We start from the raw sequence: 14,268 nt of genomic DNA, 5'->3' as shown, positions 1-14,268 counted from the left end.
TGACGGGTTTGTGCAGTCGTTGGTGTCGGGTGGGGGTTTGTATGCGGTCGAGGAGGCCGCTAACGCTGCGGCGACGATAAGTCCGGCGATGTCGCTGCACTCTGTGTTGTCGGGTGCGGAACAGGTGATCAATGCGCCGACGGTGTTTTTGTTCGGGCGGGACTTGATCGGTAACGGGGTCAATGGTTTCACCGGCCCGAATCAGTCGTTGTTGGGTGGTTCGGGGGTGTTCGGCAACCTCGGTGATGGTGGTTTTCTGATCGGTAATGGTGGTACGGGGGCTGCCGGGGTGGTCGGGGTCGATCATGGTGCCGGCGGGGTTGGTGGTTCGGCGGGCTTGTTCGGTACTGGTGGCACCGGTGGTACCGGGGCGGCGGGGGGTGGCGCCGGCGGCGCCGGCGGGGCCGGGGGACTCTTCCTCGGCAACGGCGGAACAGGCGGAACAGGCGGTACCGGTGTCAACGGTGGTACCGGCGGTGCCGGCGGCATGGGGGGTGCCGCCGGGCTGCTGGGTGACGGCGGCGCCGGCGGCGCCGGCGGAATAGGTGGCACGGGAACCCTAGGTGCGTCGGGCGGCACGGGTAGCGCTGGGACTGCCGGCGCGGCGCCCGGCGGCTCCGGCACTGCTGGCGGCGCCGGCAGTGAGGGCGGTGTCGGCGGTGACGGCGGGACCGGTGGCGTGGGCGGTCAGGGTGGTGCCGGCGGGGAGCTGATCGGCAACGGTGGCCTCGGCGGCGCCGGGGGGCTCGGCGGTGCGGGCGGCACCGGCGGCACCGGAGGCACCGGAGGTGTGGGCGGGGACGGTGCCGCCGGTACCGCGATTGTTACCGGCGGCACCGGCGGCACGGGAGGCGTCGGCGGCAACGGTGGCACCGGCGGTGTCGGTGGTGCAGGCGGGGACGGCGGTGCCGGCGGAACGCACGGATTGTTCGGCTCGACCGGGCTTGCCGGTGGCGGCGGCGTGACGGGCTCGCACGGAATCGAGGGTCAAGGTGGTGTCGGCGGTGTCGGCGGTGTCGGCGGTGGCAACGCGAGCGGCACCGCCGGTGCCGGCGGGGCCGGCGGAGACGGCGGGGTCGGCGGTCAGTTCGGCGGTGCGGGTGGCGTCGGTGGTACGGGTGGTCTCGGAACGGTCGGCGGCCTCGGCGGCGACGGTGGGACCGGTGGCAACACCGTGTTCGCTGTGAGCACCGCCGGCGCGGGTGGTGCGGGTGGCAGCGGCGGCGACGGAACTGTCACGGCGGGCGCCGGCGGCATCGGCGGCGACGGGGGCAACGCGGGTGGGAAGATCGTGGGTCTCGGCGGTGCCGGTGGCCACGGCGGTCAAGGTGGTGCCGGTAAGGCCGCCGGTGTGGCTGGCGGCCAGGGCGGGACCGGCGGTCAGGGCGGGACGTCGAGTAGCGCTTTGAGTGAGGGCGGTGACGGTGGTGCCGGTGGCACTGGTGGGACTGGGTTCACCGGCAGCTCACCCGGCGCCGGCGGCACCGGTGGCGATGGCGGCACCGGCGGTGACGGCACGTCGGCCGGTGGTCTGGGCGGTACCGGAGGCACGGGCGGTACCGGCGGTGATTCGACCAGTGGCGGCGTCGCCGGCGGCACCGGCGGGACCGGCGGCACCGGCGGCACCGGTGGTGCCGGTGCCGGCACCACTGGCAAGGCCGGCGGCCCTGGGGAAACGGGCGTCACACCCACCGACTCGACCGGCGGCACGGGCGGTGCGGGCGGCGACGGAGGCCTGGGCGGCGGCGCGGTGTAGCCCGGTTCGGCTCGCGCCACACCCGCGCGGGTGCGAGAGCTGTCGTCGGCAGCACGCTCTAGGATCGGCACATGAGTGTGCTGACTTCCCCGAAAACATATGTGGCGCTTGCGGTGTTCCATGCCGGTGACGCGGTGGCCTGCGCGGTTCCGGTGCCCCCGATCAAGAAGATCCTCGACGATCTCGACGTTCCGGACAGCGTTCGGCCGGTGCTGCCGGTGGTCAAGGCCGCGGCCGCAGTCGGTCTGCTGTCGGTCACGCGGTTCCCGGCGCTGGCCAGGCTGACGACGGCGATGCTGACGCTGTATTTCGTGCTGGCGGTGGGTGCGCACGTCCGGGCCCGCGACAAGATCGTCAACACCTTGCCGGCCGCGTCGTTCCTGGCCGTCTTCGCGGCGATGACGGTCAAGGGCCCCGACCGCGATTAGTCGAGGCGCAGCTCGACCATGGGCAGCGGCGTGCCGGTGTCGGCGATCAGAGCGCCGAGCATATCCTCGAGCACCGGTCTGAGCTGCTGCCATGCCCGGGGATGGCGGCTGCGGTAGACCGCCAGGGCGCGGTCGACCTCTTCCTGGTCGAGGATGCGTGCGGTGGCGCGTCGGGGCGCATGGCTGCCGGCGTAGACACGCACCCGTGGGTTGGCCTGGATGTTGCCGAACCACTGGGCTTTTCGGCCGAATCCGGAGGCGATGACGTAAAGGTCCGGGGCAGGGTGATCGATGACCTCCAGCACGACGTAGCGCTTTGCGCCGGATGTGCGCCCGATGTGTTCGAGCATCAGGATTCGCGAGCCGAACAGCGCGCCCGCGCGGGCCCGGTAGATCCAGATCGGTGCGCGCATCAGCCGGCGCGACCGCACGAGCCGGCCGAAGATCCTGGTGCGGATGGCGATCGTCACCATGCCCGCGAGTGCCGGCGCCGGTAATGGCGGATCTCGACGATGATCCCGCACATCCCCAGCGCGCTCGTGCACAGCGACACCAGGAAGAGCAGCGGGCTCGGATGACCGGCCAGCGCGTCGCCGAGGACCGCCACGGCGGCGGTGCCCGGCAGCAACCCGGCCACCGTGGCAAGCGTGAACGGCAGCGCCCGCACCGCAGACGCGCCGGCGGCGTAGTTCAGCGCGGAGAACGGCACGACCGGAATCAACCGCAGCGACAAGACTGCCAGCCAGCCCCGCTCCCGCAGCCGCTGGTCGATCCTCTCGACGGCGCGGTGGCGAGCCAGCCGGTTGAGCTGCCAGCCCGCCGCGCGCACCAGCAGCAGCGCGATCAGCGCACTGGCCGCGCTGGCGGACACGGCGATCAGCACCCCCAGCACCGGTCCGAAAAGCAGGCCGGCGGCCAGGGTGAACGCCGTGCGCGGGATCGGCACCACGGTGACGACGACGTGCGCGGCCAGGAACGCCAGCGGGAACCACGGGCCCACCGACTGCGCCCAGTCGCGTAATTGCACGGCGGTCGGCAGCGGGACCAGCAGCGCCACCGCCACGACGATCGCGATGCCGACCGCCGTCGCCACGGCCCGCGGCCGGGACAGTTGACGCGCCGTCGCGGCCAACCCGTAGCCGAGGCTGCGCAGGGCGCCGGTGGCTTTGCCGGTGGCGGGTGCCGTCACGCTTGTCAAGGCTACGGGGCGCAGATGAATACCGCGTTGCCCGCGTCTGGCGTTTCGCCCCGGACCGGCCCGCGCCCTACCTCGCCGCAGGAGCGACGCAACCGATCAATTAGCCTGGTGGAAAAGTGGCGACCCCGGGTTGAGAAATTCCCATTTCCTGCGATTACAGGAGCCGTCGGTGTCCGTGGACGTACCAACGAGGGTGGCAGCCGATCCAGCGGCCGGTCAGGAAGCGCTGGCGCGGTGGCGCACCGCGGTCGCGGGTGTGCTGGCCAAAAGCACCCGGCGCGACCCCGCGGAGTTGGGTGCGCAACCCGAGCACGCCCTGGATACCCCCACCTATGACGGGTTTGCCGTCCGCGCGCTCTACACCGCGCTCGACGAGCTGCCCGAGCCGCCGTTGCCGGGTGAGTGGCCCTACGTGCGTGGCGGCGACGCAACGCGCGACGTCGACGCCGGCTGGAAGGTCGCCGAGGCGTTCCCCAAAGACGCGTTCCCCAAACCGGGTTCAGGCGCCGACGACGGCAATGCAGCGGTACTGGGCGCGCTCACCGACGGGGTCAGCGCGCTGCTGGTCCGGGTGGGGGAGTCCGGTGTGGCTCCCGATCGGCTCGCCGCGCTGCTCGCCGGCGTTTACCTGGATCTGGCGCCGGTGATCCTCGACGCCGGCCCCGACTATCCGGCGGCCGGCGACGCGCTGCTGGGGCTGGTGGACCGGCTGGAACCGGCCGCGCGGGCCACGGTGTCGGTGGACCTGGGCGCCGACCCGTTGAGCGCGTCGCTGGGCGGGCGAAAGTCCTGCACGGTCGAGCAGGTGGTGGCGGTCGCGACCCGGGTGGCCGGTCAGCGCGGGCTGCGCTCGATCACGGTCGACGGGCCGGCCTTCCACAATCTCGGCGCCAGCGCGGCGTGGGAGCTCGCCGGCAGCCTGGCGGCCGCGGTGGCCTACCTGCGGATCCTCACCGAGTCAGGGATCTCCGTTGCCGACGCGTTGCGGCAGATCAGCTTCCGCCTGGCCGCCGACGACGACCAGTTCATGACGATCGCCAAGATGCGGGCCGCGCGCCGGCTGTGGGCGCGCGTCGCCGAGGTCGCCGGTGACCCCGAGGGCGGCGCGGCCGTGCTGCACGCCGAGACATCGTTGCCGATGATGACCCAGCGCGATCCCTGGGTGAACATGCTGCGCGGCACGGTGGCCGCCTTCGCCGCGGGCGTGGGCGGTGCCGACACCGTGCTGGTGCACCCGTTCGACGTGGCGATCCCGGGCGGGTTCCCCGGCGTGTCTGCGGGTTTCGCGCGCCGCATCGCCCGCAACACCCAGCTGCTGCTGTTGGAGGAATCCCACGTCGGGCGGGTGCTCGATCCGGCCGGTGGCTCGTGGTTCGTCGAGGACCTCACCGAGGAGCTGGCCCGGCACGCCTGGGGGCATTTCCAGACGATCGAGTCCCGCGGCGGGTTCGCCGACGCCCGCGACTACCTCGCCGAAAAGATCGCCAAGGTGGCCGCGAAGCGCGCCGACGACATCGCGCACCGTCGCACCGCGATCACCGGCGTCAACGAGTTCCCGAATCTGGCAGAAGCTGCACTGCCACAACAGGATTCGCAGCAACCCGGTAAGCGCTACGCCGCCGCGTTCGAAGCGCTGCGGGACCGTTCCGACGCCCACCTGGCCCGCACCGGGGCGCGACCGCGGGCGCTGTTGCTGCCGCTGGGGCCGCTCGCCGAGCACAATATCCGGGCGACGTTTGCGTCAAACCTGCTGGCGTCGGGCGGAATCGAGGCGCTCAACCCGGGACCGCTCGACGCCGCCGGGGTGGCCGCAGCCGTATCGGATGCCGGTTCGCCGGCGGTTGCGGTCATCTGCGGCACCGACAAGCGTTACGGCGACGAAGCCGCCGCTGTCGTGGCGGCGGCCCGCAGCGCCGGAGTGTCACGGGTGTGCCTGGCCGGGCCGGAGCGGGCGATGGGCGACCTGAAAGACCCGGCGCACCGGCCAGATGAGTACCTGACCGCGAAAATCGATGCAGTCCAAGCATTGTCGGATCTGCTCACCCGATTGGGGGCGTAGCCGCGATGACGAGCAGCGCCTCTGTGATTGGGAATTTCTCCGACATTCCGCTACATGGCGACGGCACGGCGCAGCGGCCCGCCGAAGCGGTGGGAAACGAGCACCGTACCTGGCAGACCCCGGAGGGAATCGACGTCAAGCCGGTCTACGTCGCCGCCGACCGGGCCGCCGCGGCGGCCGACGGGTACCCGCTGCACAGCTTCCCCGGCGAGCCGCCGTACATCCGCGGGCCCTATCCCACGATGTACGTCAACCAGCCGTGGACGATCCGCCAGTACGCCGGGTTCTCCACCGCCGCGGACTCCAACGCGTTCTACCGGCGCAACCTGGCCGCGGGCCAGAAGGGGCTGTCGGTGGCCTTCGATCTGGCCACCCACCGCGGCTATGACTCCGACCATCCGCGCGTGCAGGGAGACGTCGGAATGGCCGGTGTGGCAATCGATTCCATCCTGGACATGCGCCAGTTGTTCGACGGCATCGACCTGTCGGCGGTGAGCGTGTCGATGACGATGAACGGCGCCGTGCTGCCGATCCTGGCGCTGTACGTGGTGGCCGCCGAGGAGCAGGGGGTGCCGCCGGAGAAGCTGGCGGGCACCATCCAGAACGACATCCTCAAAGAGTTCATGGTGCGCAACACCTACATCTATCCGCCCAAGCCGTCGATGCGCATCATCTCCGACATCTTCGCCTACGCCAGTGCCAAGATGCCGAAATTCAACTCCATCTCGATCTCCGGCTACCACATCCAAGAGGCCGGTGCCACAGCGGATCTGGAGTTGGCCTACACCCTGGCCGACGGGGTCGACTACATCAAGGCCGGCCTGGACGCGGGCCTGCACATCGACGACTTCGCGCCCCGGCTGTCGTTCTTCTGGGGCATCGGGATGAACTTCTTCATGGAGGTCGCCAAGCTGCGCGCCGGCCGGCTGCTCTGGAGCGAACTCGTCGCAGAATTTGGACCCCAAAACCCGAAATCCAGGTCATTGCGCACGCATTCGCAGACCTCGGGCTGGTCGCTGACCGCCCAGGACGCGTTCAACAACGTGGCCCGCACCTGCATCGAGGCGATGGCCGCCACCCAGGGCCACACCCAGTCGCTGCACACCAACGCCCTCGACGAGGCGCTGGCCCTGCCGACCGATTTCTCGGCGCGCATCGCGCGTAACACCCAGCTGCTGTTGCAGCAGGAGTCGGGCACCACCCGCCCGATCGACCCGTGGGGCGGGTCCTATTACGTGGAGTGGCTGACCCACCAGCTCGCGCAGCAGGCCCGCGCCCACCTGGCAGAGATCGCCGAGTACGGCGGGATGGCCCAGGCCATCAGCGAGGGCATCCCCAAGATGCGCATCGAGGAGGCGGCCGCGCGCACCCAGGCCCGGATCGACTCCGGTCAGCAGCCGGTGATCGGGGTCAACAAGTACCAGGTCGACGAGGACACCGAGATCGAGGTCCTCAAGGTCGAGAACAGCCGGGTGCGCGCCGAGCAGCACGCCAAGTTGCAGGAGCTGCGGGCGACCCGGGACCAGGCGGCCTGCGATGCCGCCCTGGCCGAGCTGTCGCGCGCGGCGGCCGCCCACGGTCGCGCCGGGGCGGACGGCCTGGGCAACAACCTGCTGGCGCTGTCCATCGACGCGGCCCGCGCCAAGGCCACCGTCGGGGAGATCTCCGACGCGCTGGAGAAGGTGTACGGACGGCACCGGGCGGAGATCCGTACCATCTCGGGGGTCTACCGTGACGAAGCCGGAAAGGCCACCAACATCGCCCCTATTTCTCAAGCCACCGAACTGGTCGAGAAGTTCGCCGAGGCCGACGGCCGCCGGCCCAGGATTCTGGTGGCCAAGATGGGGCAGGACGGCCACGACCGCGGCCAGAAGGTGATCGCGACGGCGTTCGCCGACATCGGCTTCGACGTCGACGTCGGATCGCTGTTCTCCACGCCCGAGGAGGTCGCCCGGCAGGCCGCCGACAACGACGTGCACGTCATCGGGGTGTCGTCGCTGGCCGCGGGCCACCTGACGCTGGTGCCGGCGCTGCGCGACGCGCTGGTGCAGGTGGGCCGGCCCGACATCATGATCGTGGTCGGCGGGGTCATCCCGCCGGGTGACTTCGACGAGCTGTATGCCGCCGGAGCCGCCGCCATCTTCCCGCCCGGGACCGTGATCGCCGACGCGGCGATCGGCCTGCTGCACAAGCTGGCCGAGCGGCTTGGGTATGACTTGGACGCATGATATTTCCCGCGAGCGTCACGCCACTGCGAAAATCGGCGCCGGAAATCGCGGTGGCGTTACGCTCGCGGGCGGTGGCGGCCCGATGAGCGCGCAAACGGTCGAGGACCTCGGCGCCGCCGTCCGCCGCGGAGACCGCGCTGCGCTGTCGCGGGCCATCACCTTGCTGGAGTCCACCCGGCCCGACCATCACGAGCAGGCCCAGCAACTGCTGCTGGAGCTGATGCCGGACTCCGGCGGCGCCCACCGGGTGGGCATCACCGGGGTGCCGGGGTCGGGCAAATCAACCACCATCGAAGCGCTGGGCATGCACCTGATCGAGCGGGGCCACCGGGTGGGGGTGCTGGCCGTGGACCCGTCGTCGACGCGCACCGGCGGGTCGATCCTGGGCGACAAGACCCGGATGCCGCGGCTGGCCGTGCACGCCGACGCCTATGTCCGGCCGTCCCCGACGTCGGGGACGTTGGGCGGTGTGGCGAAGGCGACCCGGGAGACCGTCGTGCTGCTGGAGGCCGCCGGGTTCGACGCGATCCTGATCGAGACGGTCGGTGTCGGCCAGTCGGAGGTGGCCGTCGCCAACATGGTGGACACCTTCGTGCTGCTGACCCTGGCCCGCAGCGGCGACTCCCTGCAGGGCATCAAGAAGGGAGCCCTGGAGCTGGCCGACATCGTCGTCGTCAACAAGGCCGACGGGGACCACCTGGCCGAGGCGAGGTCGGCCGCACGGGAACTCGCTGCTGCCATCAGGTTGATCCATCCACGCGAAACGCTCTGGCGGCCGCCGGTTCTCACGACGAGCGCAACCGAGGGCACCGGTCTGTCCGAGCTGTGGGACACCATCGAACGTCATCGCCGGGTGCTCACCGAGGCCGGCGAGTTCGAGGCGCGCCGACGGGCTCAACAGGTCGACTGGACCTGGCAGATGGTGCGCGACACGGTGCTCGACCGGGTGCTGTCGAATCCGGCGGTGCGCAGGATCCGGGCCGACGTCGAGCAGAAGGTCAGGGCCGGCGAGCTGACTCCGGCGCTTGCGGCCCAACAGATCCTGGCAGCTGCAGCGCAGTAACGTCGAGCTCAGCCACCTCGCGACGGAAAGGCGGCCATGGCAGACGGCAACGAGACCAGCGAGCCGAAACATGCCGACCTCGTGCTCTCGGGCGGGGGTGTCAAGTTCATCGGCCTGGTGGGTGCCATCGTCGCGCTCATGGAGGACGGGTATTCGTTCACCAGGGTGTCGGGGGTCTCTGGCGGCTCGGTCGTCGCCGCGGTTCTTGCCGCCGCGTCCCAGGGTGACCAGCTGACGAGCCAGGAGATCAAGGAACTGGCGCTGTCGGTGCCGCTGAGCAAATGGCGTGACCCGCCGCCGGTCCCTTTTCTGGGTGCGGCGTGGGGACTGGTTCGGGAAACGAGCATGTACCGCGGCGACTTCGCCCACGAGTGGGTGCGCGCTGAGCTGAAGAACCTGGGAGTCGAGACGTTCGGTGACCTGAAACTCGATGACGACCACCTGCCCGAGGGGCGGCGCAGCCGGCTGGTGGTCACCGTCGCGGACGTGACGGCGGCGCAGCTGGTGCGATTTCCCTGGGATTACCGGCCGATCTACGGTCTGGACCCCGACGAACAATCCGTTGCCGACGCGGTCCGCGCGTCGATGGCGATCCCGTTCTTCTACCGCCCGGTCACCTTGTTCAGCGCGACCGGGCGCCCGTCGACCCTGGTCGACGGCGGCGTTCTGTCGAACTTCCCGATCGACACCTTCGACCGTTGGGACGGCAAGGCGCCGCGTCGGCCCACGTTCGGGATCACGGTGCTACCCCGGATCGCCGAGGGACTCGGTGAAGTGATGCCGGCTCTGCGGCCGCTGCGGTTCTTCGAGCAGACGTCACTGTTGGAAAGTCTGCTGACCACCATGCTGGTCGGCCATGACCAGACCCAGCTCAACCAGCCGTGGGTCCGTTCCCGCGCCATCCTGGTCGAATCGACCGACGTCGGCGTGCTCGACTTCGACGCATCCCGCCAGCGTCTCGAACAGCTCTTCGACAAGGGCTACGAGGCGGCCCAGGCGTTCCTGTCGACGTGGGATTGGCCGGAATACCGCGCTCGGTTCCGGTGGCCCGACGCGACGCCGCGCCCGTGACGCGCCGCGGCGACGTCGGCAGAACGGGTCCGGGGTGTGCGTGAGCCCCGCCGAGGCTAACGGTTGGATAACGTAATCCGGTGCGCGCCGAAGACGAATATGAAGTCTTAGTAAATTAAAAGTATGACGGTGGACACTGGAGTCGATCGACGCGCGGTCCCTATGCCCGATGACCCTGACGCGGGTCAACGGATGTCCGGCGCGGCGGACTCACATTTCACGTGCGTCGTTCGCGCTTTCGCCGGCATGTTCCCGGCGCGCCGGTTCGGCGGCGGCGCCCTGGCGGTGTACCTCGACGGCCAGCCCGTGGTGGACGTGTGGACGGGCTGGGCCGACCGCGCCGGAGACGAGCCGTGGTCGGAGGACACCGCCCCGATGGTGTTCTCGGCGACCAAGGGCATGGCCGCCACCGTCATCCACCGGCTCGCCGATCGGGGGCTGATCGACTACGAGGCACCGGTGGCCGAGTACTGGCCGGCGTTCGGGGCGAACGGGAAGGCGTACCTGACGGTGCGCGACGTGATGAGGCACGCCGCCGGGCTGTCGGGTCTGCGCGGCGCCACGCGGGAAGACCTTTTCGACCACACCGTCATGGAGGAACGACTGGCCGCGGCGCCGCCGGGGCGCCTGCTGGGCAAGCCGGCCTACCATGCGCTGACGTTCGGGTGGCTGATGTCGGGCCTGGCCCGGGCGGTGACCGGAAAGGGCATGCGTGCGCTGATCCGCGAGGAGCTCGCCGAGCCGCTGGACACCGACGGCCTGCACCTGGGCCGGCCGCCGGCCGGAGCGCCGACGCGGGCGGCCGAGATCGTCATGCCGCAGAACATGATCGGCAATCCGGTGGCGAACTTCGTGCTGCGCAAGGTCGCCAACGAGATGTCCGGCGCATACCGCTCGATGTACTTCCCGGGCATCACCGATGCCGTCAAGGGGGAGAACGCGATGCTGGATGCCGAGATCCCCGCGGCCAACGGGGTGGTGACCGCCCGGGGCCTGGCGCGCATGTACGGCGCGATCGCCAACGGCGGCGAGATCGACGGCACCCGGTTCCTCTCGGGTGAACTCGTCGCGGGCCTGACCGGCCGAAAAAGCCTGCGGCCGGATCGAAACCTGTTCGTACCCTTGGCTTTCCATCTGGGCTATCACAGTCTGCCGATCGGCAACATCATGCCGGGCTTCGGGCACGTCGGGTTCGGTGGCTCGCTCGGCTGGACCAATCCCGCCGACGGGATCGCCTTCGCACTGGTGCACAACCGGCTGTTGCCGCCGTTGTTGATGACCGATCACGCCGCGTTCGTCGGGATCTACGCGCTGATGCGCCACGCCGCCGCCAGGGCCCGCAAGCACGGTTTCCAGCCGGTGACCGAGTTCGGCGCGCCTTACGCGCAAGCCGGGGCCGCCGTCGGCTGACGGAGGTCCGGGTTTCGCCACGGCGTGACGCCCCACCGGCCGCTGACAGCGCAAGCCGGGGCGAGTAGTCTCGGGCCGATGCCTGAAGATGCGCTTGCTGCCGTTGTGCGCCAGGTTCTTTCGACGCGCGGCCCGATGAGCGAGGACGACCTGCTGGACGTGCTCGAAGCCGACGGTGCCGACCTCGGACCCGACCCTGTAGAGGCCCTCGACGACATTCTCGACGACGACGAGCCGATCCTGCCCCTGGCCGACGGGCGGTGGGCCTGGATTCCGGCCTTGCTCGAAGGCAGAATTTTCACCCACCGCCTCACCGAGGTCGAGGTCGACCACGACCTCCTGGCGTGGGGACCCGACTTGGCGCCGGTGTCGATCCTGACCGAGGTGGAGGCCTATCGGCGACTTGCCGACGGTTCGCCGCTGAGCGACGTGTTTCCATTCCTGCACGACGAGGTCCTGGCCGCCCGCGGGGTGCCCGCGGACGCGGTCGACTTCTCGGGGGCGCTGCTGCTGCCGAGCGGTCACCTCGCCGCTCTGGGCGTGCGCGCCGGTGACCTCGTCGGGCTGGGGGTCGGGGCGAGCGGCCTCGAGCTGGTCGCGGTCGCCGAGCCGGTCGCGGAGCCGGTTGCGGGCCACCCCGGCGAGGCGCTGGCGGCGCTGCTCGGCGAGCGTCCCGACCGCCCCGAGATGCTCGACATCGCGACGTGGACGGTGTGCGCCGACGACGACAGCCTCTTTCGCGAGCCGACGGCTCCGCTAGGTGATCTGCTCGCCGCGAGCGGGCTGGCTCGCGACGGCGATCGGGTCGCATGCGGGGGCTTCGACTTCGCCGCAGCGCGGACGGCCGACCGGCTCGAAACGATCAAGGCGCGCTACGAACTCGACGACGACGAGGCGCTGGCCGTGCTGGCCACGCTCACACTGCACGAGCAGACCCTCGACGTGGTCGAGGCCGTGCAGGCCCGCCTCGACGACGGCGACGAGCCCGACGTCACCGACATCGCCCCGGCCCCGGTGGCCGGCGAGCCGTCCTCCGAGCCGGACCGCACCACGGTGCGCACCGTCCTGGAGCTGCTGGGCGAACCGGCCGTGGCCGCCGCCGTGCTGCGCGAGATCGACGTGGACGACGAGACCTCGGCCATGGCCCTGGGGGTCTTCGCCGAATCGGCCGAGCCGATGGCGCCGCGGGCCGCGCGCCCGGCCTTGCGCTGGATGCGCGCCAAGGCCCACGAGGCGCTCGGGGACGTCGAACAGGCCGAGGCGGCGCTGAATGACGCCGAGTCACTGGACCCGTCGTGGCCGTTGACGCTGCTGGAGTTGGCCCGCTACGCCGGCGATCGGGGGGACGCCGAGCGGGGGTTGTCGCTGCTGCGCCGGGCGGGGGCGCCCCCCGACGATCATCTTCAGCAACTGCTCGAGGCGTTCCGGGCGGCTCCGCGCGCCGACCTGGGTCGCAATCAGCGGTGTTGGTGCGGTTCGGGGCGCAAATACAAGGTGTGTCACCTCAACCGCGAGCAGCTGCCGCTGGAAGAGCGGGCGGCCTGGCTGTATCAGAAGGCGGCCATCGATCTGCTGGACGGCCCGTTCATGGCGGAGTTCCTCGAGATCGCCCGTGTCCGGTCGCAGCACTGGGACTCACCCGATTCGCTCGTCGACGGGCTGCGCGATCCTCTGGTCGCCGACGTGGTGCTGTTCGAGGGAGGGGCGTTCGCCGAGTTCGTCGGTACCCGTGGCGTTCTGTTGCCCGACGACGAACAGTCGTTGGCCCAGCAGTGGCTGCTCGTGCAGCGGTCGGTGTACGAGGTGCTCGACGTGTCGCGCGGGCAGGGTTTCACGGTGCGCGACGTGCGCACCGGCGACGTGCACGAGGTGCGTGAACGGGCCGCCAGCACGCAGGTCAAGGCCGGTGAATTCTATTGCGCCAGAGTTGTTCCCGCGGGGGAGACGATGCAGGTGTTCGGCGGGTTGGAGCCGGTTTCGCTCGGGGAGCGTGACGGGTTGATCGCGCTGCTCGACGACGAGCCCGACCCGGTCGAGCTGGTCGCGGCGCTGTCGCGGCGGTTCGCCCCGCCGGTGCTGCTCAACACCGAGGGCGAGCCGTTGACGATGTGCGATGCGGTGTTGCGCGCCGCCGACCCGGAGGCGCTGGCCCGCGGGCTCGACGGTCTCTACGAACGGGAGGAAGGCGAGTCGGGGGACACGCTGGTGTGGTTCGAGCACGTCGTCACCCACGGCATGCAGCGGGTTCGGGCGCACCTGGAGCTCACCGGCGACGAGCTGCACGTGCACGCCAACAGCGCGGAACGCTTCGACCGGGTGCTCGCCGCTGTGCGTGCGCTCGACGCGTCGGTGAGTGTGCTCAGCGAGACCCGTGAGCCGCTCGGCGATCTGCGCGACGCCCAGCGACTCGCCGGCGACGACGCGGAGAGCGAGGTGATCGACGACGTGGCTGCCGACCCGGCCCTCGCCGCGGCCCTCCAGGACATGATCCACATGTACGAGGCGGCCTGGCTCGACGAATCGCTCCCCGCCCTGGCCGGTCACACACCCCGGCAGTGCGCCGACGACCCGACCCGGCGCCCGGATCTGATCCGGTTGCTCGATTCGTTCCCGCCGGACACGGGCCGGCCCGGCGCCATGAGTCCGGCGCGGCTGCGCGAGGCGCTCGGGCTGGATTGATTCCGCCACCGCGGGAGGACGAGTGTCGCCGGCGTGCGCTGATGCGCCCAGAGGAGTTTGCCCAGGCGGCTGGGCCGCCTCGCCGCCCAGCCCGCCCAGCCTGCGCAGTTCAACGAATCATGATCGTGCTCGACACCGATGTGCTCTCCGCGTTGATGCGGGACACACCCGATCCGGCCGTCGTGGCATGGCTCGATCATCAGCCCACCGAATCAATCTGGACGACATCGGTGACGGTATTCGAGATCCGCACCGGCATCGAACTTTTGGCGTCAAGCCGGCGGCGCAAGCGGCTCGACGAGATGTTTACTCAACTCCTCGACGAAGACCTTGATGGTCGTGTGCAATCTTTCGACCTGACGGCCGCGATTACCGC

The 14,268-nt window shown here is 70.5% G+C and carries 11 protein-coding genes; 9 read left to right on the top strand and 2 right to left on the bottom strand.

Going from position 1 to position 14,268, the window contains the following annotated elements; translation table 11 throughout:
* Positions 1–88: 88 nt before the first annotated feature.
* Both AC2VOK_RS08220 and AC2VOK_RS08215 read left to right on the top strand, forming a co-directional pair.
* The gene (locus tag AC2VOK_RS08220; protein WP_428900032.1) at positions 89–1,756 is read left to right on the top strand and encodes a hypothetical protein; all 1,668 of its coding nucleotides are present in this window, start codon (positions 89–91) and stop codon (positions 1,754–1,756) included.
* Positions 1,757–1,827: 71 nt separating this feature from the next.
* Positions 1,828–2,184 carry a DoxX family protein gene (locus tag AC2VOK_RS08215; RefSeq protein WP_428900031.1) on the top strand — a complete coding sequence of 119 codons (357 nt, stop codon included), beginning with the start codon at positions 1,828–1,830 and terminating at the stop codon, positions 2,182–2,184.
* Here the strand turns inward: AC2VOK_RS08215 and AC2VOK_RS08210 are convergent.
* Together AC2VOK_RS08210 and AC2VOK_RS08205 are read right to left on the bottom strand one after the other, a co-directional pair.
* Positions 2,181–2,657, bottom strand: coding sequence for a nitroreductase family deazaflavin-dependent oxidoreductase (locus AC2VOK_RS08210; RefSeq protein WP_428900030.1), 477 nt, complete (start codon positions 2,655–2,657; stop codon positions 2,181–2,183). The genes AC2VOK_RS08215 and AC2VOK_RS08210 overlap by 4 nt on opposite strands.
* Positions 2,651–3,373 carry a TVP38/TMEM64 family protein gene (locus AC2VOK_RS08205; RefSeq protein ID WP_428900029.1) on the bottom strand — a complete coding sequence of 241 codons (723 nt, stop codon included), beginning with the start codon at positions 3,371–3,373 and terminating at the stop codon, positions 2,651–2,653. The genes AC2VOK_RS08210 and AC2VOK_RS08205 overlap by 7 nt, the downstream gene beginning before the upstream one ends.
* A gap of 178 nt (positions 3,374–3,551) precedes the next feature.
* On the opposite strand from AC2VOK_RS08205, the gene mutA reads away from it, so the two are divergent.
* The 7 genes from mutA to AC2VOK_RS08170 all read left to right on the top strand — a co-directional run.
* Positions 3,552–5,441 carry a methylmalonyl-CoA mutase small subunit gene (mutA, locus tag AC2VOK_RS08200; RefSeq protein ID WP_428900028.1) on the top strand — a complete coding sequence of 630 codons (1,890 nt, stop codon included), beginning with the start codon at positions 3,552–3,554 and terminating at the stop codon, positions 5,439–5,441.
* 5 nt (positions 5,442–5,446) lie between these two features.
* On the top strand, positions 5,447–7,669 hold the full coding sequence (gene scpA / locus AC2VOK_RS08195) for a methylmalonyl-CoA mutase (RefSeq protein WP_428900027.1): 2,223 nt from the start codon (positions 5,447–5,449) through the stop codon (positions 7,667–7,669).
* An 82-nt stretch (positions 7,670–7,751) separates the two neighbouring features.
* Complete coding sequence (meaB, locus tag AC2VOK_RS08190) at positions 7,752–8,732, top strand: methylmalonyl Co-A mutase-associated GTPase MeaB (RefSeq protein ID WP_428900026.1); 981 nt, start codon at positions 7,752–7,754, stop codon at positions 8,730–8,732.
* Between the two features lie 36 nt (positions 8,733–8,768).
* A complete protein-coding gene (locus tag AC2VOK_RS08185; protein ID WP_428900025.1) occupies positions 8,769–9,803 on the top strand; it encodes a patatin-like phospholipase family protein in 1,035 nt (344 codons plus the stop codon).
* A gap of 123 nt (positions 9,804–9,926) precedes the next feature.
* Positions 9,927–11,213: an esterase/beta-lactamase LipL gene (gene lipL / locus AC2VOK_RS08180; RefSeq protein WP_428900024.1), complete on the top strand. Its 1,287-nt coding sequence runs from the start codon at positions 9,927–9,929 to the stop codon at positions 11,211–11,213.
* Positions 11,214–11,291: 78 nt separating this feature from the next.
* Positions 11,292–13,892: an SEC-C metal-binding domain-containing protein gene (locus tag AC2VOK_RS08175; RefSeq protein ID WP_428900023.1), complete on the top strand. Its 2,601-nt coding sequence runs from the start codon at positions 11,292–11,294 to the stop codon at positions 13,890–13,892.
* A 119-nt stretch (positions 13,893–14,011) separates the two neighbouring features.
* A partial coding sequence (locus tag AC2VOK_RS08170) for a PIN domain-containing protein (RefSeq protein WP_428900022.1) occupies positions 14,012–14,268 on the top strand: 257 nt, incomplete at its 3' end.

Source organism: Mycobacterium sp. TH-M116 (assembly GCF_057473685.1).
This window is presented reverse-complemented; position numbering and strand designations above follow the sequence as displayed.